21 protein-coding genes are annotated in these 23,516 nt (G+C 69.2%); 13 read left to right on the forward strand and 8 right to left on the reverse strand.

The window, feature by feature from the left end:
- Nucleotides 1-324, reverse strand: a 324-nt coding sequence (locus FHU38_RS23345) for a TetR/AcrR family transcriptional regulator (RefSeq protein ID WP_313886888.1), incomplete at its 3' end; no start/stop codon positions are given.
- 46 nt (nt 325-370) lie between these two features.
- Here FHU38_RS23345 and FHU38_RS23350 point away from each other — a divergent pair.
- The 6 genes from FHU38_RS23350 to FHU38_RS23375 all read left to right on the forward strand — a co-directional run bounded on the left by FHU38_RS23350 (nt 371) and on the right by FHU38_RS23375 (nt 5,895).
- The gene (locus FHU38_RS23350; RefSeq protein WP_167176465.1) at nt 371-1,165 is read left to right on the forward strand and encodes a class I SAM-dependent methyltransferase; all 795 of its coding nucleotides are present in this window, start codon (nt 371-373) and stop codon (nt 1,163-1,165) included.
- A gap of 134 nt (nt 1,166-1,299) precedes the next feature.
- Nucleotides 1,300-2,088: a dioxygenase family protein gene (locus FHU38_RS23355; protein WP_208416913.1), complete on the forward strand. Its 789-nt coding sequence runs from the start codon at nt 1,300-1,302 to the stop codon at nt 2,086-2,088.
- A gap of 72 nt (nt 2,089-2,160) precedes the next feature.
- Nucleotides 2,161-3,372: an AI-2E family transporter gene (locus FHU38_RS23360; RefSeq protein WP_390623327.1), complete on the forward strand. Its 1,212-nt coding sequence runs from the start codon at nt 2,161-2,163 to the stop codon at nt 3,370-3,372.
- Nucleotides 3,369-4,514: a MacS family sensor histidine kinase gene (gene macS / locus FHU38_RS23365; protein WP_167176467.1), complete on the forward strand. Its 1,146-nt coding sequence runs from the start codon at nt 3,369-3,371 to the stop codon at nt 4,512-4,514. The genes FHU38_RS23360 and macS overlap by 4 nt, the downstream gene beginning before the upstream one ends.
- Complete coding sequence (locus FHU38_RS23370; protein WP_167176469.1) at nt 4,511-5,158, forward strand: response regulator; 648 nt, start codon at nt 4,511-4,513, stop codon at nt 5,156-5,158. Before macS ends, FHU38_RS23370 begins: the two co-directional genes overlap by 4 nt.
- Before the next feature lie 80 nt (nt 5,159-5,238).
- Nucleotides 5,239-5,895, forward strand: coding sequence for a DUF1707 SHOCT-like domain-containing protein (locus FHU38_RS23375; protein WP_167176471.1), 657 nt, complete (start codon nt 5,239-5,241; stop codon nt 5,893-5,895).
- Here FHU38_RS23375 and ptsP read toward each other — a convergent pair.
- Both ptsP and FHU38_RS23385 read right to left on the reverse strand, forming a co-directional pair.
- Entirely contained in the window at nt 5,892-7,535 is a 1,644-nt protein-coding gene (gene ptsP / locus FHU38_RS23380; protein ID WP_167176473.1) for a phosphoenolpyruvate--protein phosphotransferase, read from the reverse strand. The two genes, FHU38_RS23375 and ptsP, sit on opposite strands and share 4 nt — an antisense overlap.
- A gap of 6 nt (nt 7,536-7,541) precedes the next feature.
- Entirely contained in the window at nt 7,542-8,411 is an 870-nt protein-coding gene (locus tag FHU38_RS23385; protein ID WP_167176475.1) for a ribokinase, read from the reverse strand.
- A 433-nt stretch (nt 8,412-8,844) separates the two neighbouring features.
- Here FHU38_RS23385 and FHU38_RS23390 point away from each other — a divergent pair, with 433 nt between their 5' ends.
- Nucleotides 8,845-9,588: a TetR/AcrR family transcriptional regulator gene (locus FHU38_RS23390; RefSeq protein ID WP_167176477.1), complete on the forward strand. Its 744-nt coding sequence runs from the start codon at nt 8,845-8,847 to the stop codon at nt 9,586-9,588.
- Nucleotides 9,589-9,604: 16 nt separating this feature from the next.
- Here the strand turns inward: FHU38_RS23390 and leuS are convergent, their stop codons facing one another.
- Nucleotides 9,605-12,454 (reverse strand): leucine--tRNA ligase, encoded by a 2,850-nt coding sequence (gene leuS / locus FHU38_RS23395; RefSeq protein WP_167176479.1) that lies wholly within the window; start codon nt 12,452-12,454, stop codon nt 9,605-9,607.
- A gap of 188 nt (nt 12,455-12,642) precedes the next feature.
- On the opposite strand from leuS, the gene FHU38_RS23400 reads away from it, so the two are divergent.
- Entirely contained in the window at nt 12,643-13,062 is a 420-nt protein-coding gene (locus FHU38_RS23400) for an SdpI family protein (protein WP_167176481.1), read from the forward strand.
- 8 nt (nt 13,063-13,070) lie between these two features.
- Here FHU38_RS23400 and FHU38_RS23405 read toward each other — a convergent pair whose 3' ends face one another.
- Genes FHU38_RS23405 through FHU38_RS23415 form a run of 3 tightly spaced genes read right to left on the reverse strand, consistent with a single transcriptional unit; the run spans nt 13,071 to nt 15,458 of the window.
- On the reverse strand, nt 13,071-14,327 hold the full coding sequence (locus FHU38_RS23405) for an MFS transporter (protein WP_167176483.1): 1,257 nt from the start codon (nt 14,325-14,327) through the stop codon (nt 13,071-13,073).
- Nucleotides 14,324-14,836, reverse strand: coding sequence for a MarR family winged helix-turn-helix transcriptional regulator (locus FHU38_RS23410; protein ID WP_167176485.1), 513 nt, complete (start codon nt 14,834-14,836; stop codon nt 14,324-14,326). The genes FHU38_RS23405 and FHU38_RS23410 overlap by 4 nt, the downstream gene beginning before the upstream one ends.
- Nucleotides 14,837-14,885: 49 nt before the next feature.
- Nucleotides 14,886-15,458: a YqgE/AlgH family protein gene (locus FHU38_RS23415; protein ID WP_167176487.1), complete on the reverse strand. Its 573-nt coding sequence runs from the start codon at nt 15,456-15,458 to the stop codon at nt 14,886-14,888.
- 74 nt (nt 15,459-15,532) lie between these two features.
- Between FHU38_RS23415 and FHU38_RS23420 the strand changes: the two genes are divergently transcribed.
- The 3 genes from FHU38_RS23420 to FHU38_RS23430 all read left to right on the forward strand — a co-directional run bounded on the left by FHU38_RS23420 (nt 15,533) and on the right by FHU38_RS23430 (nt 19,081).
- The gene (locus FHU38_RS23420; RefSeq protein ID WP_313886889.1) at nt 15,533-16,813 is read left to right on the forward strand and encodes an MFS transporter; all 1,281 of its coding nucleotides are present in this window, start codon (nt 15,533-15,535) and stop codon (nt 16,811-16,813) included.
- Nucleotides 16,814-16,824: 11 nt separating this feature from the next.
- Nucleotides 16,825-17,088, forward strand: a complete 264-nt coding sequence (locus FHU38_RS23425; RefSeq protein WP_167176489.1) for a YbaB/EbfC family nucleoid-associated protein — start codon at nt 16,825-16,827, stop codon at nt 17,086-17,088.
- A 70-nt stretch (nt 17,089-17,158) separates the two neighbouring features.
- A complete protein-coding gene (locus FHU38_RS23430) occupies nt 17,159-19,081 on the forward strand; it encodes a TNT domain-containing protein (RefSeq protein ID WP_167176491.1) in 1,923 nt (640 codons plus the stop codon).
- 21 nt (nt 19,082-19,102) lie between these two features.
- Here FHU38_RS23430 and FHU38_RS23435 read toward each other — a convergent pair whose 3' ends face one another.
- Nucleotides 19,103-20,596: a CCA tRNA nucleotidyltransferase gene (locus FHU38_RS23435; protein WP_390623328.1), complete on the reverse strand. Its 1,494-nt coding sequence runs from the start codon at nt 20,594-20,596 to the stop codon at nt 19,103-19,105.
- Between the two features lie 83 nt (nt 20,597-20,679).
- On the opposite strand from FHU38_RS23435, the gene FHU38_RS23440 reads away from it, so the two are divergent.
- Both FHU38_RS23440 and FHU38_RS23445 read left to right on the forward strand, forming a co-directional pair.
- Nucleotides 20,680-21,183: an NUDIX hydrolase gene (locus tag FHU38_RS23440; protein ID WP_009157255.1), complete on the forward strand. Its 504-nt coding sequence runs from the start codon at nt 20,680-20,682 to the stop codon at nt 21,181-21,183.
- Nucleotides 21,184-21,190: 7 nt separating this feature from the next.
- Nucleotides 21,191-23,311, forward strand: a complete 2,121-nt coding sequence (locus FHU38_RS23445) for a DUF6049 family protein (RefSeq protein ID WP_167176496.1) — start codon at nt 21,191-21,193, stop codon at nt 23,309-23,311.
- Nucleotides 23,312-23,516: the final 205 nt, after the last annotated feature.

Consider the following 23,516-nt stretch of genomic DNA (forward strand, 5'->3'; position numbering starts at 1 on the left):
AGCCTGTAGCTGCAACAGCAGAGTCGTGCGGTCGGCCAGCGACTCGTAGTACCGCGCGCCCATCAGCGCCAGCGCGTCTATGCCTCGGGCATCCCTGGCTGCCTGCGCCATTCCATCGCTGAACCGATCGAAGGCCATGCCGACCAGTTCCGAGAAGAGCGCCTTCTTCGTCCGAAACATCCGGAACACGTAGGCCTGCGTAATGCCCGCCTCGCGCGCGATCGCGTCGATCGACGCGCCGTGAAGTCCATGATTCGCGAACTCTCGCGCGGCGATCCCCAACACCTGGGATCGTCGTGCCGTCCCGCTCATACGTGTGGCCACAGCGAAAAGGTTACTAGTTACTAACTTATAACTGTAGGCTGGGCCGGTGAGCAGCGATCCCTGGGCGAGCTTGGCCGACCGATTCGTTGACGAGGCATATACCTCGGTGAAGGGGTACGTGCGTACGTACGTGATGCACCAACAGCTGCTGGAGCAACTGCCGCCGCCTCCGGCGGCCGTGCTCGACGTGGGTGGCGGCGCGGGTCATCAGTCGTTCCCGCTCGCTCGGGCAGGCTATGACGTGACGTTGCTCGACCCGTCGGCCGCGATGCTGGAAAAGGCTCGACAACGGCTACAGCGGCTGCCCGGCGAGAGCCGACGACGGGTGACGCTCGTGCAAGCCGACGGTGAGCGCGCGGAGGACGCGGTGCGGGGTCGGCGCTTCGCCGCCGTGCTGTGCCACGGCGTGCTCGGGTACCTCGAACAGCCGCAGATTTTGGTCGAGCAACTGTGCCGCTGCACCGCTGCCGGTGGCCTCGTGTCAATCATGACGGGCAACAGCAGGACGATGGCGGTGCGTCCAGCACTGGAGCGGCGCTGGCAGGACGCGCTCGCCTCGTTCGACGCCAGCACCGCGATCGGGGTACTGGGAGTGCCGAGCCGAGCCGACACGGTGGAAGAACTGGGCGAGCTGCTGCGCACCCACGACGTGGAGCCAGTGCGCTGGTACGGGGTATGGCTGTTCGTCGACTGGCTCGAGTTCAGCGGAGCCGAGTTGGACCCGACCGACTCCGAGCAGGTCGCCGCGATGGCGGCGGTCGAACTGGAAGCCGGCCGACGAGACCCCTACCGGCAGCTCAGTCGCGCCTTTCATCTCGTGGGACGCAACGGGTCACCGTAACGGCAGCAGTGAAGCACAGAGCGCCGCCAGGCGGGCGACGACCAAGCCGACGGACTGGAAACCGACAACAGACTCTCGTGCCGCCGTTGGCCCTGGGCTAGGATGAAGTTGAAACTTCAATGGGAGCGGCCCGAATGTCAGTCGAACCCGGCACGATGCCAGTCCTCTACCTCAGCCACGGCGCGCCGCCACTGGCCGACGACACCACCTGGACCCGGCAACTCGCGGACATCTCCGCAGGACTGCCCCGGCCGGAAGCGGTGCTGATCGTGTCGGCCCACTGGGAGCGAGCACCACTGACACTCGGCGCTACCACAACGGTTCCGCTCGTGTACGACTTCTGGGGCTTCGACGAGCGGTACTACCGCGTCCGGTACCCCGCTCCCGGAGCGCCCGCACTCGCGAGCAGGGTGCGTGGCCTCCTGCACGACACCGGCACGCCCTTGCACGAGGACCCCGAACGCGGCCTCGACCACGGTGCCTACGTGCCACTGGTCGAGATGTACCCCGAAGCCGACGTGCCGGTGCTGCAGGTTTCCATGCCGTCGCTCGACCCGCGGCGGTTGTACGACCTCGGGCGCAGGCTCGCGCCGTTGCGTGAGGAGGGGGTGCTGATCGTCGGCAGCGGGTTCTTCACCCACAACCTCGCCGCGCTGCGCATGGTCGACGGCGTCGACTCAACGCCACCGGCCTGGTCCGCAGAGTTCGACCAGTGGGGACGGCAGGCACTGGAGGCAGGCGACATCGACTCCGTGCTCGACTTCGAGCGCAAGGCTCCCGCCGCCCGGCTGGCGCACCCACGCAGCGAGCACTTCGCACCACTGTTCGTGGCTCTCGGCGCGGGAGAAGGCTCCGGCGCCGTCCGCACCGTCGTCGACGGGTACTGGTACGGCCTGGCCAAGCGATCGCTACGACTTGGCTGAACGCGGCGATCCTCACCCGGCGGTTGCACCGAGTTGGCATCGCAGTAACAGCGTTCCCGCTACTGTGTGCCCGTGAGCGAGCCTGAACCCCAACGCCGGAAAGCCACGAACCGGACAGCTTCCGTGGTCGCCGAGGGAGCCGACGTGACGGCGGCGGTGCCGAAGGGATTGCGCGTCAGCGCCGCACTGGCATGGCGGTTCCTCGTCGTCATAGCAGCCCTCTACGTCATCGGCTGGGTCGTCGGCTACCTCTCGGTGGCCGTCATTCCGGTCGCCATCGCCTTGCTGCTGGCCGCGCTGCTGGCCCCGGCCGTGCACCGGCTGGTGCGGCTGCGCGTACCGAGGGGGCTGGCGGCCGCGATCGTGCTGATCGCGGGCCTCGGGGCCGTCGGCGGGTTGCTGACTTTCGTCATCATCCAGTTCACCGACGGGCTGCCCGCGTTACAGCGCCAGCTCAACGAGAGCCTCGATCAGATCAAGGACTGGCTCATCAACGGGCCACTGCACCTGCGCGAAACGCAGATCGAGGAGTTCGTCAACAACGCCATCGGGCTGATCCAGGAGAACCAGGCATCGATCACCGCGAGTGCACTGACCACGGCGGGCACGGTCGGCGAGATACTCACCGGCTTCCTGCTCACCCTGTTCGTCCTCATCTTCTTCCTGATCAACGGCGAGCAGATCTGGACCTTCCTGATGCGCGGTGTTCCCTCCGGCGTGCGAGCCCGCGCCGACACCGCCGGTCGGCGCGGTTTCGCATCGCTCGTCAGCTACGTACGCGCGACCGCGGCCGTCGCCGTCGTGGACGGTGTCGGCATCGGTATCGGGTTGTGGATCGTCGGCGTCCCGCTTGTCGTCCCGCTGGCGACGCTGGTATTCCTCGGGGCGTTCGTACCGATCATCGGAGCCGTCGTCACCGGGGCTGTCGCCGTGCTGGTGGCACTGGTGACCAACGGATTCGTCACCGCACTCGTGGTGCTGGCCATCGTCGTCGGTGTGATGCAACTGGAAGGCCACGTACTACAACCGCTGCTGCTGGGCAGGGCGGTGAAGCTGCACCCGCTCGCCGTGATCCTCGCGATCACCGCGGGCCTCGTCACCGCGGGCATCCCCGGTGCGCTGCTCTCCGTGCCGCTGCTGGCGATCCTCAACTCCGGAATCAAATCGCTGGTCAACGAGCACCATCCGGACCCGGACGCCATTGACGTGCTTTCGGACTCCGGCGCCCGCCCCGATACCGACGCCGATGTGGCCGATGGCGAGCGGGAGCAAGAACGGGCATGACCGGTCGGCGGCTGCGTGATCCGGCGACACCGCTTTGGTGGAGCACGATCGCGCTGCGCTGGGTGACGCTCGGCTTCGCACTCGGTGCGCTGCTGGTGCACCACCACGGCTACCAGCGCCCATGGCTGGCATGGACCGCCTTCGCCGTCATGGTGGTCTGGACCGCTGTCACGAGCCTGTGCTACCTGCGGGGGTCGCTGCGCTTCGCATGGCTTGTCGTCACCGACGTCGCCATCACCTGCGCGCTCATGCTGACCTCGCCGGTTGTGCTTTCCGACGCGCAGTACGCGCGATTGGCGCCTCTGGTCACCACCGTGTGGGCAGCGGTACCGCCGCTGGCCGCGGGCGCCAGATTCGGCGCCACGGGTGGCGTCGTCGCGGGCCTGGCGGTAGCGGTCGCCACGGGGTTCGCCCGGCAGGAGTTGACCCTCGACGTCGCGAGGGACGGCGTGCTGCTCACCGCGAGCGGCCTGCTGATCGGTATCACCGCGACCACGGCACGCCGCTCACAGGCCGCGCTCGCGCGTGCGATGCGTACCGAGGCGGCCACGGCGGAACGGGAACGGCTGGCGCGCTCCATCCACGACAGCGTGTTGCAGGTGCTGGCCAGGGTGCGGCGAAGGGGCACCGAACTCGGCGGCGAAGCAGCTGAACTCGCTCGGTTGGCTGGTGAGCAGGAGATCGCGTTGCGCGCACTCGTCACCACGGGGCATTCCGCCCCGTCGGCCTCAGGCGACGCGGACCTGCGCGGCGCGCTGCAACTACTCGCGACCTCGACGGTGCAGGTCTCCACACCAGCTGGGGAGGTACGGCTGCCGCGAGAGACCGTGACGGAACTGGTCGCCGCCACCAAGGAAGCGCTGTCCAACGTGGAACGGCACGCAGGCACCGACGCCAAGGCGTGGGTGCTGCTGGAGGACCTCACCGAGGAGGTCGTGTTGACCATCAGGGACGACGGTCCCGGTATTCCGGCGGGACGACTCGAAAGTGCCGTGGCAGAAGGACGCCTCGGCGTCGAGAAGTCCATCAAGGGGCGACTCACCGCGCTCGGCGGTAGCTGCGCGCTGGAGACCGAGCCCGGTTCAGGCACCGAATGGGAGTTGCGGGCGCCAAGGACAAGACCACGGAGGGGGAACCGATGACGATCTCGGTGATGATCGTCGATGATCATCCGATCTGGCGCGACGGGGTAGCGAGAGACCTCACCGAACACGGGTTCGACGTGCGGGCGACGGCGGCCGACGCGGCGGCGGCGGTACGGATCGCCCGCGCGGTCAGGCCCGACGTCGTGCTCATGGACCTCAACCTCGGGGAGAGCTCGGGAGTGGCCGCCACCCGTTCCGTCACAACGGAACTGCCGGGCACTCGGGTGCTCGTGCTGTCGGCGAGCGGTGAGCACGACGACGTGTTGCAGGCGGTGATGGCAGGCGCCTCGGGGTATCTGGTGAAGTCCGCGTCGGTCACCGAACTCGTCGACGCGGTACGCAGGACCGCCGACGGCGACCCGGTGTTCACAGCGGGCCTCGCGGGCATGGTGCTCGGCGAGTACCGGCGCATGGCCGGCGCCTCGTCGGGTTCACAACCACCACCGCCGCGCCTCACCGAGCGCGAGACCGAGGTGTTGCGGCTAGTGGCGAAGGGGCTGACAGCACGTCAGATCGCCACGAAGCTCGTCATCTCACATCGCACGGTCGAGAACCACGTGCAGTCGACCCTGCGCAAGCTACAGCTGCACAACCGGGTCGAACTCGCCCGCTACGCCATCGAGCACGGCCTCGACACCTGAGCCGCCGGGGATGATTCTTCGGGGTGGCGTCGGGGTTTTCCCGGATTCGCCTCGGGCGGCAGCGGCATAGCATCGGCTTCGTGAACGAGGCAGAGCCCGACGAGACCAAGGTTCCCGACGAGCAGGAACGGTTGCGCAACCTGCGGGTGTCGGACGCCGAGCGTGAGCACGTGGTGGAACTGCTGCAACAAGCCATCGGGCGCGGGTTGCTCGATCTCGACGAGTTCACCGAACGCACCGACACCGCACTCGCGGCGCGCACCCGCGGCGAGCTCAACACCGTGCTCATCGACCTGCCCGGCCTGGTGCATCCCGACGCCACGATGCGCGGTGGGCACACCTCCCCGCCCGAAGCCGCCCGCACGGCACCGGGTCAACGGGTCAAGCTGCGGGCACACGGCTCCTCACTGGTGCGCAAGGGAAACTGGTTCGTACCAGCCGAGCTGCTCGTGGTCAACAAGTACGGGGAGACCAAGCTCGACTTCAGCGAGGCGGAGATCGCGGCGCCCGTCGTGCACGTGGAACTGGACACCAAGTGGAGCGCGGTGCACATCGTGATCCCGGAGCAGGCGGCTGTCGATCTCAACGGATTGACCGAACTCAAGTGGTCGTCCATCGACGACAAGACCAACTCCGCGGGCAAGTTGGGTAGTCCGAGGTTCGTCTTCACCGGCAAGGTGACGGGCGGTTCGCTGTCCGTGCGTTACCCGCGCCGGGGATGGTTCTCGGCCTGCTAGGCCTGCCCCCCGGGCGTGGCCGCCGCGCGCGCTGCCCGTGCCGTCGGTGCGGCCAGCGCCGCCTGCGCCGCCGCTGCGCATTCCGCCGATGTCACGGCCGCCAGGCTCGCGCCGACAGCACGCACCGAGGCGGGGTTCATGGAAAGGCTCGTCACACCCAATCCCACCAGCACCCGCGCAAGCAACGGGTCCGCCGCCGCCTCGCCGCACACACCCGCCGGTTTGCCCTTCGCCGTCGCCGCCTCACCGACGAGGGCGAGCAGCCGCAGCAGCGCGGGTTGCCACGGATCGTTCAACGTGGCCACCGCGCCGAGTTGGCGATCGGCGGCGAAGGTGTACTGGGCGAGGTCGTTGGTGCCCACCGAGACGAAGTCCACGGCGTCGAACACCTCGCGCGCCGTCATCGCCGCGGCGGGCACCTCAATCATCACGCCCGCGCGCGCGATTCCGGCGGCGCGAACCCGCTCGGCGAACCAAGAAGCCTCCTCGGCGGTAGCCACCATCGGCGCCATCACGGAAACCTCGGCACCGGATTCGGCCGCCGCGCCCGCTATGGCATCGAGTTGGCGATCGAGCACGCTGGTTCGGTCGAACGCCACGCGGATGCCGCGCACGCCGAGCGCGGGGTTGGGCTCGGGTTCCTGCGCCAGGAACGCCAGCGGCTTGTCAGCACCGGCGTCGAGGGTGCGGACGACGACCGGCTTGCCCGCGAACGGTTCGAGCACCGCGCGGTAGGCATCCTGCTGTTGCCCCACACCCGGTTCGTCGTCGGCGTCGAGATAGCAGAACTCGGTACGGAAGAGTCCGACCCCCTCAGCACCTGCCTCCGCGGCCGCGCGGGCGTCACCGGGAGCACCGACGTTGGCGAGCACCTTCACCTCATGCCCATCGGCGGTCCTGCCCTCGCCGTCCCACTCCGCGGTTCCCGTGACACTGCTGGCCACCGCGGGAGCCGAAGGGTCCGCCGCCCGCACCGTGCCGGTGTCACCGTCGACGGCGAGCGCTTCGGCCTCGACCGCCAGCGCGCCACGCACGGCCACGACGGCGGGGATGCCCAGCGAGCGTGCCAGTATGGCCGTGTGGCTGGTGGGCCCGCCTTCCTCGGTCACGAGCGCGAGCACCTTGGCCGGGTCCAGACTCGCCGTGTCGGCCGGAGCGAGGTCGCGCGCGAGAAGCACGCTCGGGGTGTCCAGGCGGGGTACTCCCGGCGGCGCTATGCCGAGCAACTCGGCGATGATGCGGTCGCGCACGTCCTCGATGTCTCGGACACGCTCAGCCATGTAGCCGCCCGCGCTCGCCAGCGCGTGCGCGAAGTTGTTCGCCGCCTCGTACACCGCCCTCGCCGCGGGAATGCGCTGCGCGGTTACGAGCTGCTCCGCCTGGCTCACCAGCGCCGGATCACCCGCCATCGCGGCGGTCGTGGTCAGGATCGTCGCCGCGTCACCGCCCGCGGCCTCGGCCATCGCTTCCAGTCGCGCGGCGACGTTCTGCGCCGCGGGCGCGATCCTTGCCGCCTCCGCGTGTGCGTCCTCCGGCGACGGCGTGCTCGCGGGTTCCGCGATCGAATCGGTGACCTTGACGACAGGCCCGCTCGCGCGCCCTGGACTGACGCCCACACCGGAAAGCTGCACATCGGACATGCTGCGTCACTCTAGTTCGGCGGCGTTGGGATAGGAGGGTTGGGCGCCGCGCCGCCGAACCGACATCGTTGCCACCTTCACCCCGCTCGTAGCGGCGTCGACGATGTTCGCGCCACGAGCGAGCGCGGTGGAAAACGCCCCGGCGAACGCGTCGCCCGCTCCCGTCGTGTCCACGGCCTCCACTTTGGGGGCGCGAATCTCGCTGCTTCCCTCGCCGGTCACCACCACGGCGCCCGAGGCACCCTTCGTGACCACCGCGGCCTTCGGCCCCAGTTCGAGCAGCCGCATCGCATCGACCGGCTCGGCACCGAGTAGCCAGGCTGCCTCATGCTGGTTCACCAGCAGCACGTCGAGCCCGCTCAGCGCCTGCTCGGCGACCTCTGCGACGGGAGAAAGATTGAGCACCGTACGTACCCCGGCTTCTTTGGCGCTGACCAGCGCGTGTTCGACGGTGGATAGCGGCACTTCCATCGATGCCACCAGGACCCTTGCCCCTGGCAGCGCTGCGGCCACGGCTTCGGGGCACAGTGCCCGGTTCGCTCCGGGCGAGACGAGGATCGAGTTCTCGCCGTCCGGGGTCACGGTGATGTAGGCGACGCCGGTGGGTCGATCAACCGTGCGGACGTGGTCGGCGCGCACACCGCTGTCGCGAAGTGACTCCAGCAACAGCGTGCCGAAACTGTCGTCGCCGACGGCGCCCACCAACGCGACATCCGCGCCGAGCTTGGCGGCGGCGACCGCGGTGTTGGCCCCCTTGCCGCCAGGCAGGACCTCCGTGTCCGCGCCGAGTACCGTCTCCCCGCCCTGGGGCCTGCGTTCGGCCTTCACGGCGAGGTCGACGTTGGCTGATCCGACCACGAGCACCTGTGCCGCCACGCAGCCAGCGTGCCACGAGCACGGCCGCCTGCCGAACAACACGTTTCGAGTTGTGTGGACGTGAAATCCTTTGTAACTTTCAAGACCGCCGGTACGACAAGCCAAGCGGGTGCACCCGAACTACCTCGTTCGGGTGAATGTGGTCCCTCGACGTCATCGACTGGGGACCTGCACACTCTCACAGGCACCACGCGCGTATGCGCGCGGTCTTGTCCGGTGCGGCCCGGTGGGCCTGCCGGGCATCGGGTCGCCGGCACCGGTCGCGTAGCCCCCCGAGTGATCGGTGCCGGCGGCGCCCGACATCCTTCTCCGCGCCAGATTGTCGATCTTCTTCGGCGATTCCCCGCACGTCGCGGCGCTGATCGGCACCCATGGTCCTAAACTGCGTGAATCCGGCACGGGTCGAAGGACAGCCAGCTCAACGGGGTGTGCGATGAACAGGCCAGCACGGCGGGGGCGGGAGCGCGCCGCCACCGATCGCGACATCCGGCACACAGCCCGTTCGCTGCTGGTCGAACACGGTCCCGAAGCGGTCACACTGCGCGCCATCGCGCGGGAGTTGGGAATCACCGCGCCCGCCCTTTACCGCTACTACGGATCAAGGGACGACCTGATCGACCACCTGCGCCGCGACATCGTCTCCGACCTCGGCACCGAACTGGCTGGCGAGATCGCCGACCTGCGAGACGGTGGCCCGCAACAGCTTTTCGCCATCTGCCGGGGTTTTCGGCACTGGGCACTGACCCACACCCAGGAGTTCACGCTCGTGTTCGCCTCCCCCACCGGTGGAGTCGGCTCGGCGTCGGGCAGCGTCGCGACGCTGAACCAGGTGAGCGAGCCGTTCGGCAGGGTCTTCCTGCTGGCGGCGGGCGAGGTGCTCGCGGCACACGACGTCGCGGCGCCGCCCGACAGCGGCGTGCCCCCCGAGCTTCGCGAGGACCTCGCGGCCTACCGCGACTCGCTGCTCTCCGTGATGGCCGAATCGGGCATCAACATGACGTCCGACCAGTTCACGCTCGGCACCACGTACCTGATGATGCAGTTCTGGGCGCGGCTGTACGGCCACGTGACCCTCGAGGTGTTCGGGAACTACCCGCTGCCGGTGTCGAAACCGGACGCGCTGTTCGACGCGATGCTCGCCGACCTGGCCCGCGAGGTCGGCCTCGAACTCGACTGAGCCGCGACCGGCACGCTCAGCGGACCACGTTGACCAGCCGGCCCGGCACCACGATCACCTTGCGCGGCTCGGCGCCCTCAAGCAGCGCGGCGATCTTGGCGTCCGCCAACGCAGCCGCCTTCACCTCTTCCTGCCCCGCGTCTGCGGCGATGATGATCCGCGAACGAACCTTGCCGTTGACCTGGATCGGGTACTCCACGGTGTCCTCGACGAGGTAGTTCTCGTCGGCGACGGGGAACGGACCGTGCACAAGGGAATCCGGGTGGCCGAGGCGGTTCCACAACTCCTCCGCGATGTGCGGGCACATCGGGGCAAGCATCAGCACCAACGGCTCCACCAGACCACGCGGCGTCTGCCCCGCCGACCCGTACACCTTGGTCACGTGGTTGTTCAGCTCGATCAGCTTCGCGCCAGCGGTGTTGAACCGCAGTTGCGCGTAGTCGTCGCGAACACCGGCGATGGTCTTGTGGAGGATCTTCAGGTCGTCCTCGGTGAGGGTGGCGTCGCCGACCCGCAGCGCTCCGGTCTCCTCTTCGACCACCAACCGCCACAACCGCTGCAGGAAGCGCTGCGCGCCGACGACATCCTTGGTCGCCCACGGGCGGGACTCGTCGAGCGGCCCCATGGACATCTCGTATAGCCGGAAGGTGTCGGCACCGTAGTTCTCCGACATCTCGTCGGGGGTGACGATGTTCTTCAGGCTCTTGCCCATCTTGCCGTACTCCTGCTTGACCTCCTCGCCGTGGAAGAAGAACTTCCCTTCGCGCTCCTCGACCTCCTCGGCGGGGACGTAGAAGCCACGCGAGTCGGTGTAGGCGTAGGCCTGGATGTAGCCCTGGTTGTACAGCCTGCGGTACGGCTCCTCGGAGGAGACGTGCCCGAGGTCGTAGAGCACCTTGTGCCAGAAGCGCGCGTAGAGCAGGTGCAGCACCGCGTGCTCCACCCCACCGACGTACAGGTCCAGACCGCCGGGATCGTTCGCGCCGTGCTCCGCGGGCCTCGGCCCCATCCAGTAGCGCTCGTTCTCGGGATCGACGAGGCGTTGTTCGTTGGTGGGGTCGATGTAGCGCAACTGGTACCAGCACGAACCCGCCCACTGCGGCATGACGTTGGTATCGCGGCGGTACTTCTTCGGCCCGTCGCCCAGATCGAGAGTCACCTCGACCCAGTCGGTCGCCTTGGACAACGGCGGCTGCGGCTCGGAGTCCGCGTCGTCCGGGTCGAATGTGGTGGGCGAGTAGTCCTCCACGTCGGGCAGCACCACCGGCAACTCCTCCTCCGGCAGCGGGATCGGCAAACCGTCGGAGTCGTAGACGATGGGGAACGGCTCTCCCCAGTAGCGTTGCCGCGCGAACAACCAGTCGCGCAACTTGTACTGCACGGTGCCCTCGCCGTAACCGTGTTCCTCCAGCCACGCGATGATCGTCTTCTTGGCGTCCTCGACGCCCATACCGTTGAAGTTCAGGTCGCCGTGAGCGGAGTTGATGGCCGGGCCATCTCCGATGTAGGCCTGCCCGTCGAAGCCGTCGCCGGGCTGCACCGTGCGGATGATGTCCAGACCGAACTTCCCCGCGAAGTCCCAGTCCCGCTGGTCCTGGCCCGGCACCGCCATGATGGCTCCCGTGCCGTAGCCCATGAGCACATAGTCGGCGATGAACACCGGGATGCGTTCGCCGTTGACCGGGTTGATGGCGTACGCACCGGTGAACACACCGGTCTTCTCCCTGCTCTCCTGCCGGTCCAGATCGGACTTGCGGGAAGCCTGTTTGCGATAACCCGCGACGGCTTCCACCGGGGTGGCCGCGCCACCGGTCCAGCGTTCGTCAACGCCTTCCGGCCACTCCTCCGGGGTCAGCTCGTCCACCAGTGGATGCTCCGGTGCCAGCACCATGTAGGTGGCACCGAACAACGTGTCCGGCCTCGTGGTGAACACCTCGATGACCCGGTCGCCCGCGGGGAACCGGACGTTAGCGCCACGCGAGCGGCCGATCCAGTTGCGCTGCATGGACTTGACCTTCTCCGGCCAGTCCAGCCGGTCGAGGTCGTCCAGCAGCCGGTCGGCATAGGCGGTGATGCGCATCATCCACTGCCGCAGGTTCTTGCGGAACACCGGGAAGTTGCCGCGCTCACTGCGCCCGTCGGCGGTGACCTCCTCGTTGGCCACCACGGTGCCGAGGCCGGGAGCCCAGTTCACCGGAGCCTCGGAGATGTAGACGAGCCGGTGGGAGTCGATGATCTCGCGCTGCTCAAGACGGGACAGTTCCTGCCACGGCCTGCCGTCCGGGGTGGCGCGCTTGCCCTGCGCGAACTGTTGCTCCAGCTCGGCGATGGGACGGGCCTTGTCCTGTTCCTCGTCGTAGTAGGCGTTGAAGATCTGCAGGAAGATCCACTGCGTCCAGCGATAGTACGGGATGTCGGTGGTCGCGACCGAACGCCGCTCGTCGTGGCCAAGGCCCAACCTGCGCAACTGGCGGCGCATGTTCTCGATGTTGGCCTCGGTCGTGGTGCGCGGATGTGTCCCGGTCTGCACCGCGTACTGCTCCGCGGGCAGGCCGAAGGCGTCGTAGCCCAGCGTGTGCAGCACGTTGCGACCGATCATCCGGTTGTACCTGGCGTAGACGTCGGTGCCGATGTAGCCGAGTGGATGCCCGACGTGCAGCCCGCCCCCGGACGGGTAGGGGAACATGTCCTGCACGAACAGCTTGTCCGACGGCAGCGGCTTGCCCGACTCCGAAAGCGGGCCGACCGGGTTGGGGGCGTGGAAGGTGCCGTTCTCAGACCAGTGGTCCTGCCAGCGCCGCTCGATCTCCCCGGCGAGTTCCGCCGTGTAGCGGTGTGCCGGAGTCGTCTCGGTGCCGTCTGTCATCGCCGATCCTCCCGTGTGCCTGCCTCAGAAAGAACGCAACCCCCCAGCCCGAGGGCGTGAGGGGTTCGCCGCGCAGCCGGTTGGTCCGGTCAGCGCGGCCGGCTAAGGAGCAGGCTCGCCGTCGTCATCGAACTCATGGTAACCGCTCCCACCACGGCGTTTCGGTAAGCCCCCGGTATCCTCGGCTTGTGTTCGTGCTCGCCTTGATACCCGCCCTGCTCGGTCTCCTCGTCGGCTGGGGCGGCTTGCTCGGTTGGCGGGAGCGGCTGCCCCTGGAGCGGGGCGCTGGGGTGCGCACGCGTGCGACCCTGCGCAGTGACGAGGCCTTCCGGATCGCCAACAAGGTGGCCGCCGTGCCGACGATGGCGGCGGGCGCGGTTGGCGTGCTGGCCGCGGCTGCGGGACTGGCTATGCCAAGCCTGCTCGGCACGGTGATCGCGGCTGTAGTGGGGCTGCTCGGCATGTTCGTGCTCGTCGCGGGCGGCGGGTTGCTCGGGCACCGCGCCGCCGAGGCAGTCCCGGCACCGAGCGCACCCGCGGGCTGCGGTGGTTGCGGCTGCGGTGGTGGTGGTTGTTCGACTCTCGCCGGGGGTGCCGAAGCCCCCTAGCGGTCGCTTCACGCCGGCGAGCGGGTCGAATCCGGGGAGCCGGGCAACCGGAACCGGCGCAACGGCCTGTTCAGCAGCCCCAGTCCTACCACCCCGGCGACACACATCAGGCCACCGCAGACAGCCGCGAACGCGGGCGAGGTGGCGCCTGCCACCACGCCCGACCGGAAGTTGCCCAGGTCCGGACCCGAGATCCCGAGCGCCAACTCGGCGGCACTCACCCTGCCCCGGTGGGAGTCAGGGGTGGCGGCCTGCACCAGCGCACCACGGGCGATCACACCGAAAGTGTCGGCAGCACCGGACACGGCGAGGCAACCTAGCGCGAGCCACAACGGCTGGGCGAGGCCGAACCCGATGATCCCCACACCCCAGACCCCGGCGGCAAGCAACTGGATCAGCCCTGCCCCGCGGGATCTGGTGACCAGCCCGGACGCGGTGCCAGCGGCGATGCCGCCCACGGCGATCGCGGAGAGGAACAGCCCCAACGTGTCCGGGTTGCCGCCGAAACGCTCGGCATTGATCGCCGGGAACAGCGCGACCGGCATGGCGAGCACGGTCGCGAACACGTCGGTCAGGAACGACCCGGCCAAGGCCGGGCTCCGCCCGATGAACCGCCAGCCTTCCCAGATCGCGCGCGGCCCGGGGCGGGTCGGCTCGCCACCGGGGCGAGCAGCGGCGGGCAGTCGCCACACCCCGTACAGCGCGATCGCCAGCGCCAGCACATCGAGCGCGTAGCAGGCTCCGGCGCCCCACCGCGCGGTGATCACGCCCGCGGCCGCGGGCCCCGCCAGCATCGCCGCCTGCGAGCTGAGGTGGGTCAACGCGATTCCGGCACCGACCAGCCGAGGCGGCAGCAAGGTCGCGACGAACGTCCGCCGTACCGGCGCGCTCAGTCCCAGGAAAGCCGCGTGGACAGCCACCAGGATCAACACGGTCGGGAGTGACCGAATCCCGGCGAAGGCGTGCCAGGCCAGCAGTGCGGCACTGAGCAGTTGACCCACGGTGGACAGCACCACCAGCCGCCTGCGGTCAAGGCCGTCGGCGAGCGCACCGCCGATCATGCCGAACACCACGGTGGGCACGGCGTTGGCCAGCCCGATCGCCCCTACCGCGACCGAACTGCCGGAGAGCTGCCACACCTGAGCGAGCACACCGACCACCAGCAGTTGCCCGCCGAAGGTGGAACTGGTCGTGCTCACCCAGAGTCCGCGAAACGCCGCGCTGTCGCGCAGCGGTCTGGTGTCGACAAGGCCGCCGATTCTCACTGTGGCGGTTGCCGTACCGAACGCAGGTGCCGGGTGATCCGGTCGCGGAACGGCTCCCGCGCCAGTTCCCGCTCGATGTCGTGCACCACCCGTGTCAGCGGGTAGGGGATCTCGGCGTCGAGTTCGGCCACGGCCTCCTCGGTGGCCCGCCACTCGGCCTCAAGGAACGGCACAAGTTCGCTGCCCTTTTCCGTCAGCGTCACCTCGCGGGTGCGCGCGTCGGCGCCAGGACGCGTGGTCACCAGCCCTTCGTTGCGCAGCGCGCTCACGGTCTGGCTCATCGCCGAGTGGGTGACCTCCAGCGACTGCGCGAGCTGGCGGATGGTCATGGGACCGCGGCGGGAGAGGCGGATCAGCGGCATCGTGTGCCGCGGCCGCACACCCCTGACATCGAGCTGTTCGTACAGGCGTGCGATGTCGTCGTCCAGCGCATCAAGCAGCCGGCGCAGCGGTCGCCAGTGGCTGATCTCGGTGGGGTCCTGGGCTTCTCGATCGTCCGGCTCGGTCACGACGGCGATCGTAACAGCACTTATATAACCCCTGTTACAAGTGCGGTCCTCAGTTGCGTTGCAGATCTCCCGGATGCGTAGCCAGCAGCGCGGTCGGCAGGCCCTGCCTGCGCAACACCTGACCCCAAAGGTCTCTGGTCGGCGTGGCCAGCACATCGCTCGGCAGCGCGGGCACTATCAACCAGTCGCCCCTGTCGATCTCCCCCGCGAGCTGCCCGGAATCCCACCCCGCATAACCGGCGAACACCCGAAGTCCCCGCACCTTGGCCACGAGCGAGTCCGGGTCGGCATCCAGATCCACCAGCGCGACCGGGCCACGAACCGCGATCACACCCGGCACGCTCGCCGCGGTCTCGCCCGTGCGCAGCGCCGCAAGGCACAGCGCCGTCTTCTTCTCCACGGGGCCCCCGACGAACACCGCCTGCGGCTCCACAACGTGCTCGCCCCAGTTCGGCAGCACCTCGTCCACGGGGACGTCACTCGGCCTGTTGAGCACGACACCGAGAGTGCCCTCGTCGCGGTGGTCGATCACGAAGACCACGGTCCGACGAAAGTTCGGGTCAAACATCGTGGGGGCAGCGACCAGGAGTGTTCCCGGCTCAACCTCGGCGTCCGCTCGCACTCCTTCATGATCCCACCCACGCCCTGGCGTGACCTCGCGGTGTTGCCGGGCGCGCCGCGTTAAGCTGGAGCATCGTGACCGCGCAGGCGCAAACCGGGGCAAAGCTCGCCACCTCTCGCGCGCTGCTCACACTCCGCGACTTTCGCAAGCTGCTGTACCTGCGCTTCGCGATGCACTGGGGGGACGGGCTGTTCCAGGCCGGACTCGCGGGCGCGGTGCTCTTCAACCCCGAACGCGGCGCCGATCCCCTCACCATCGCGGGCGGGTTCGCCGCGCTGCTGCTGCCCTACTCACTCGTAGGACCGTTCGCTGGGGCCCTGCTCGACCGCTGGGACCGCAGGCGGGTGCTCGTCGTCGCGAACCTGTTGCGCGGAGCAGCCATCGTCGCGGCCGCTGCCGCGGTCGCGGCGGGAATGCAGGGATTGCCGCTGTTCACGCTGGCGCTGCTCGTCATGGGCATCTCCCGATTCGCAGGCGCAGGAGTCTCCGCGTCGCTGCCGCACGTCGTGCCAGCGCGGCGGCTGGTGGCCGCCAACGCGCTCTCCGTCACCGCGGGCGCGATGGTGGCCGTGCTCGGCGGTGCGTGCGCGATCGGACTGCGCGCCGTACTAGGCAGTGGGGACACCGGTTCGGCCTGGACCACCTCGGTCGCCGTCGTAGGCTCGCTGGTCGCCGCCATGCTGGCCACCAGGTTCGTTCGCGGCAGCCTCGGCCCGGACACAGTGGACGAACCCGCGAACGTGTTCACCGCCGTCGCATCGGGTCTCGCCTCCGGCGCGCGGACCGCCGCGGGCACCCCCACCGTCCGAGCCGGGCTCGTCGCCCTGCTCGCCCACCGCGCGGCGTTCGGCATCTCGCTGCTGCTCACCGTGTTGCTGATGCGGTACTCCTTCTCCGCTGTCGGCCCGCTCAAGGCGGGGCTGGCCGGGCTCGGCGAACTCGCCGTCATGGGGGGCGCGGGCATCCTGCTCGCCGGGCTGGTCACGCCGAAACTCGTGGCCCGCTTCGGCAGGCGCGCGGTCGTCACCGGCGGTCTTGTTGTCGCGGCGGCGGCACAGGCGGGACTCGGCCTGCCGATGGTGCTGCCCACCGTGTTGCTGGCGGCCTTCGCCATCACCGCAGCAGGGCAGGTACTCAAGCTCTCCGTCGATGCCTCGATCCAGCGAGACGTGGGCGACGAGACCCGCGGCCGGGTGTTCGCGCTCTACGACACGCTGTTCAACGTCACCCAGGTCGCCGCGGTGTCGTTCGCCGCGTTCTTCGTTCCACTCGACGGGCACTCGGTGGGGCTGCAACTCGTTGCGATCGCGATGTATCTGCTCGGGGTCGCCGGTCACCTGGCTACTTCCCGTTAAAGTGAGCCCTTGTGACCACGGCTGGCAACGACGCGTCGACGACCGTCACATCACGGGACGGGCTCGTCCGCGCCACCCTTGATTCCACCGGCTCGCTCACCGGACTCGAGTTCGCGACGACCGCGTTCGACCACGGCGACCCGGCGACACTCGCGCAGACGGTGCTCGATGTCGTACGGGAGGGCACCGAGCGGGTGCGGCAACGGATCCACAGCGCTCCACCGCCGCCGGTCCCGCCGAGACCGACACCGAAACGTGCCCGTCGAGCACGCTAGATTAACTCGGTGTGAAGCGCGCCGGAGAAGCGTGGGAGTTGCTGGGGACGCACTGAAACGAGGGGGAAGCGTGCGCTACCGAGTCGAGGTGGCCGATCGACCCGATGCGCTGTACGCGTTGTGGAGCGGTGGCATCTACCGCGCGCAGCGCTCCACGGCGGACGGCACAGTGCTGCTCGTCGTCGAGGAAGGCGAGCAGCCGCCAGAGGGCTTCGACACCGAATCGCAGGGCCGTCCCGCCAAGGTCGTGCCCGCATCCGAGGCGGGCGCCACCTTCGCGATCCACACCTACTGCCACTACGACGACGAGCCCTACCGCGTCGAGCCGCGCTCAAGCGACGGCGAGCTGACACTGCGCTGGGTGGGCACCGACGAGCGGGTGGCGGCCCAGCTCGGGCTCTCCGGTCTCAGCACCACCACTGACGACCCTGAGACGCTGACAGCACTTTGGCAGGAGCGGCACGACTTCGCCGAGGAAGGCACACCACGCAGCGCGCCGGGTAGCGGCGACACGCAGGCGCTGCTACGGGCGATCGGCCGCACGCTACAGGGGTTCCTGCCGCACGGGTGGCAGCGTGTCGGCGCGCAGTTCCGCCAGGTCGGTGACTACTCCGAGCTGGAGGTGCGGGCGGTCGCAGGCGACGTGATCGTTTCGCTGTCCGCTCCACCGCGACTGGGACAGCTGTTCACGCAGTTGCGCTCCGCGATGTACGAACCGGACGTCGGCACCTGGTGCCAGGGCACGTTCACGCTGGACTCGGAGTCGCAGTTCGACTTCGACTTCGACACCGAGGCGGAGCCCGAGTGGCGGCTGCCGCCGCACGGGCGCACCACCGCCCGCAGCTACGACGTGGAGCTGAGCTACTACCCCCGCAAGCAGGTGCCCAGCTGGCTCGCGGCACGCGCCGGACTGCCGCTGGACGTGCCGTTGCGGTTGGCGAAAGTCGTCGACAGCCAAGCTGACGGCGAACCCCCTGTGGTGAACCGGCAGCCCGTACCAAGGGACGAGGTGCCGCGCATCCTCGCTTACCTCTACCGCGCGCCGGTGGCGGTGAGCAGGCCAGGCGCGCTGCCGGACATCTTCCGCCCTGGATCGTCCAGCGTGCCCGACGCCTTCCACACCGACGGCAGCTGGATCTGGCCCGCCGCCGTTCCGCACTATCTACGCACCTACGGCGTTCCGCCGGAAACCGACCTGCTGGAGCACATCAGGGCGAACAACTACCGGCCGTCCTACGTCGGCGCCCTGCTTCGGGCCACGGCGGAGGCTGACGTGCTCGGCAACCCGCGACCACCGCGAACCCCGGAGGACCTCGCGGAGCCGGAGCCCGTGGGTCTTGTCGAGCGCGGCCTGCTTCCCACGCGGCCACTGCGGGCAAGTGAGGTGCTGCGAGTGCTGCGTACCCGGCTCGCCGAGCACGGCGTGCCGGAGAGCGCGTACCGACTCGGCGAGGCCGCCGACGGCGCCTGGTGCCTGCGCCGCGCACCACACGGTTGGGAGGTGGCACGCCACGAAGACGGTGGCCCCGTGGAGCCGCGCTACTTCCCTCGCGTGCACGCCGCCGCGGAGGCGCTACTCGGTGCGCTGCTGCTGTATCCCGCGCGGGCATGGCACGGTGCTGCCGCCGACGCGGAGGCGCACGAACCGCCGGGCAACGCCACCGACTGGCCGATCCTTCCGCTGCGAGGCGAGCCACCGCTCACCTACTACCGAGGCAAACGCATGCTCACGCTGCCGAGTGACACCGTGGTACGTCGCTTCGGTAACGAGAACGGCAACCTCGTGCACCCTGAGGGCACGCCGTTCCCGGAGACCTCACTTGCGCTCGAGCGGGAGTCCGACCTGCGGCACTACCGCCTGCGGCGGCCGTTGCGGGTGCTCGCCGGCGTGACGCGGGCGTGGGGACCGCTGCCAGGAGGAGCCGTCGCCTACCTGCTGCCCCGCCACATCGGGCACCACCTGGAGACCGGCGCACTTGAACGTGCGAACTGACCGGCGTCGAACCCGAACGGCCTACCTCGGGGGTTCGATGCCCTGCTCCGCCGCCCAGCTGCGCAACTCCGCTACAGCCTCGTCGTGCTCGAGTGGCCCCCGGTCCAACCGCACCTCCTTGAGATGCTTCCACGCCTTGCCGACCAGCGGGCCTGGTTCGATGCCGAGTATCCGCATGATCTCGTTGCCGTCGAGGTCAGGCCGCACCCGCGCCAGATCTTCCTCCTGCTCGATGCGGGCGATGCGCTGTTCCAGATCGTCGTAGGCGCGCTGTAGCGCGATGGCCTTGCGCTTGTTGCGGGTGGTGCTGTCGGCACGCACGAGTTTGTGCAGCCTCGGCAGCAGCGGACCGGCGTCGGTGACGTACCTGCGTACCGCGGAGTCCGTCCACTCGCCCTTGCCGTAGCCGTGGAAGCGCAGGTGCAGGAACACAAGCTGTGACACGTCGCTGACGACGTCCTTCGGATAGCGCAGAGCGCGCAAGCGCTTGCGCGCCAACTTGGCACCGACCACCTCGTGGTGGTGGAAGCTCACTCCGCCGCCCGGTTCGAACCGCCTCGTAGCGGGCTTGCCGATGTCGTGCAGCAGCGCGGCCAGCCGCAACACCAGGTCCGGCTCCAGCTTCGGCTCGTGCGTGGTCTCCAGGTCGATGGCCTGGTCGAGCACGGTCAGCGAGTGCTGGTAGACGTCCTTGTGCTGGTGGTGCTCGTCGATCGCCAGCCGCATCCCCGGCACCTCGGGCAGCACCTGGTCGGCCAACCCGGTGTCCACCATGAGTTCGATACCGCGTCGCGGCGCGATGCCGAGCAGCAGCTTCGACAGCTCCGCCTGCACCCGCTCCGCCGTGATCCGTGCGATCTCGCCCGACATGTCCGTCATCGCCGCGACTACCCTCGGCGCGGGTTCGAACCCGAGTTGCGCCACGAACCTGGCCGCGCGCAGCATCCGCAACGGGTCGTCGGCGAAGGACTCCTCGGGCGTGGCCGGGGTGTCCAGCGTGCGCTGCGCGAGTGCCTCCAGGCCGTTGTGCGGGTCGACAAACGTCTTGGTCGACAACTCGATGGCCATCGCGTTGACGGTGAAATCCCTGCGCACGAGGTCGCCCTCGATCGTGTCACCGAACGCGACCTCCGGGTGACGACGGACGCGGTCGTAGGACTCGGCACGGAACGTGGTGATCTCCAGCGTGTTGCCGTGCCTCGCGGCTCCCACCGTGCCGAACTCGATACCGGTGTCCCAGACCGCTTCGGCCCAACCCGCGAGCACCCGCTGCACCTGCTGCGGTCGCGCGTCGGTGGTGAAGTCGAGATCGGGGGAGAGCCTGCCGAGCAGGGCGTCACGAACGCTGCCGCCGACAAGGTAGAGCCGGTGCCCCCGGTCGGCGAACCTGGCGGCGAGCTCGTCGGCGATCGGCGAGATGCGCAGTAATTCGGCCACCGCGTTGCGCTTCGCCCGCGTCAACCGCCCCTGGTCAGAGGTCCGCTCGGCCTCGTTCACACCGGTTCCACTCCCCACGCGGTCCCCTTACTACACCCCTGGCTCAACTCGGACACGGCAAGCCAGCGTACCGGCGACGCCGTTTGCTCTAGCATCGCAGCATGCCTGGATCGGCCGGTCGCTCCGGTGGCGCCAAACCGGGACGCCGGTCCCGGCGCCGCCGTGGCAAGCGGCTGACCACGGTGAACGAGACCTCGGCGGGCGGGCTCGTCGTCGACTCGCAACGCCGCAACGCCGTGCTCATCGGCAGGCTCGACCGGCAGGGCAAACTGCTGTGGTCGTTGCCGAAGGGCCACATCGAGGACGGGGAAACCACCGAGCAGACCGCCATGCGCGAGGTGAAGGAGGAGACCGGGATTTCCGCGCACGTGCTGCGGCCACTCGGCACGATCGACTACTGGTTCGTCGCCGAGCGCCGCCGGGTGCACAAAACGGTCCACCATTTTCTTCTCGAGGCCAACGGTGGGGAACTCTCCGACGAGGACGTAGAAGTGACCGAGGTGGCGTGGGTGCCGCTTGCAGAACTCGACGGCAGGCTCGCCTACGCCGACGAGCGCAAGCTGGTGCGCAAGGCTCGCGAGTTGTTCGAAGGGGCCCTGGAGTGAGCAGGCAGTGAAGAAGCTCGGCGCGTTCGCGCTGGCACTGGTGTTCCTGATCGGTAACGCCCTGCTCGGTGCTTCCGGGCAGGCTTCGGCGCAGCCGCCGGTGCGGTCGCCGGAATGGCTGCGGCTGGACATCGAGCGGATGACGCCGAGACTGGCCACGCCGGAGGAGGACACGCTGCACGTCACGGGCAGCGTCACCAACGTCGGCGACCGCCGGATCAGCGACATCGTCGCGCGGCTCCAGATCGGGCAACGGCAGGGCACCGAACGAGAGCTGCGATCGACACTCACCGGGTCCCCCGCCACGGACGCGGGCGCTTCCGAGTGGTCGGAGGTGGCCACCACCCTCGAGCCGGGGCAAAGCGCCGAGCTGTCCATCGAGGTTCCCCTCGCCGAACTGGGTTTGTCCGCGCCCGGTGTCTACCCGCTGCTGGTCAACGTCAACGGAACGCCCGCGTACGGCGGCGCGGCCCGGCTGGCCGCGGTGAACCTGTTGCTGCCCGTCATCGACCCGCCAGCCGAGACCCCACCGGTCGCGGCCTCGGTGCTGTGGCCCATCACCTCCGCACCGAAGCTGGTCGCCGACCCCCACGACGGACCGGTGGTGCTCGCCGACGACCAGCTCGCCGAGGAACTCGCTCCGGGAGGCAGGCTCGACGCACTCGTCTCGGCTGCCTCGGCGTACCGCGACAATCCGGACGTTTTCGGGTCACTGTGCTTCGCGGTCGATCCGGACCTGCTCGAGACGGTGGCCGCCATGGCGGAGGGCTACCAGGTGCAGACACCCACGGGGCCGGTGCGGGGCACCGGCAGCGAGCAGGCGGGCCGCTGGCTACAGGCGCTGCGGGAACTGGTTTCTGGCCACTGCGTAGTGCAGATCCCTTACGCCGACGCCGACCTCGGCGCGCTGTCGAAGGTGTCGACAAGGGCCGACCTCGTCGCCGACGCGGTGAACAACAGCGCGGCGATCCTGAACCTGCTGCGCGTGCAGCCGAGGGCGGGAGTGCTGTGGCCGCAGGGTTCGCTCGGTGACGCCGCACTGCGGTCGGCGGCGGGCGCGGGCACCACGACCGTGCTGACCGACCCGGCGCGGCTCGGTGCGGGCGCGTCCGACGGCACGGCGATGACGACGACCGCGGGTGTCAACGCGCTCGGTTACGACAGCCTGGTCGCCTCCGCCTTCGCAGGCACCGGGAGGGCCGACTCGGTGACCAACCAACCCAACGTCGCCACCCAGAACGGGCTGGCGGCACTGGCGTTTCGGGCAGGCCTCGGCGACGAGACGGCCGAGAGGCCCGCACTGATCGCACCGCCGCACGACTGGGACGCCTCGGTATCGGAACTGCACTCGCTGCTCGGCTCGCTCGCGCGGCTGCACGAGGAACGGATGCTGGCCCCGGCTCGGCTGGACGACCTGCTGGCCACGCCCGCCGACGGCAACGCCGCACTGGACGGGGCCGACGGCGCCGACCTCGCGGGTTCGCCGGTATCGGACGAGGTGATCGCGGGGCTTTCCGACATCGAGACCACCGCCGCCGACCTGCAGCGCGCGATGTCGGTGGACCCGACAAGGCAGGTGCAGCCGATCAGCCTGATCCAGCCGCTGCACAACGCCGTGCTGAGGGCCACGTCGACGGCGTGGGACAGCCCAGCCGCACGCACGGCCGCGGCGACGGCGGCACGTACGCAACTGGAAAGCCTCGGCAACCAGGTGACCGTGACGACCCCCTCGCAGCCGGTTTCGCTGGCATCCGGGTCGAGTCCGCTCCCGGTGACCTTGAGCAACGCGCTGCCCGTCGCGGTCACGGTGCGGATCAAACTCGACAACAGCGCTGGGCTGCGGACCGATCGGGTCCAGGACACGCCGCTGGCGGCCAACAGCAGGGTCGGCAGGCTCATCCCGGCGGAGGCGCTTCGGTCGGGACGGTTCAGCGTGGACGTGTCGCTCACCACGCCCGGCGGCACGGAGCTGGGGACCCCGGCGCGGCTGGAACTGACCTCCAACGAGTTCGGTGTCGTCACCGTCGTGCTGACCGCGACGGCGGCCGGCGCGCTGTTCCTGCTCGGGGGCCGCCGTATCTACCGCAGGGTGCGGCAGCGCGGGCAGGAAGGGCAGTCCGGTTCCTAGCCGGAGGAGGTCGAGCGGGCCACGTTTGGCGGAGCACGGCTGAGTTCCCACGGTCGGCCGGATTACCCTGAACCGACCGAGCTGACCGGCGAAGATTGGGTAGGTGTTGGACGAGGAGCTGGGCTGGCCGCCCGAGCGTGGGGGCGGGCCTCCACGCCAGGAGCGGATGCCGCCACGACCTCCGGTCCGTAGGCCACCACCACCG

This window comes from Saccharomonospora amisosensis, from assembly GCF_011761185.1.
Classification (GTDB): domain Bacteria; phylum Actinomycetota; class Actinomycetes; order Mycobacteriales; family Pseudonocardiaceae; genus Saccharomonospora_A; species Saccharomonospora_A amisosensis.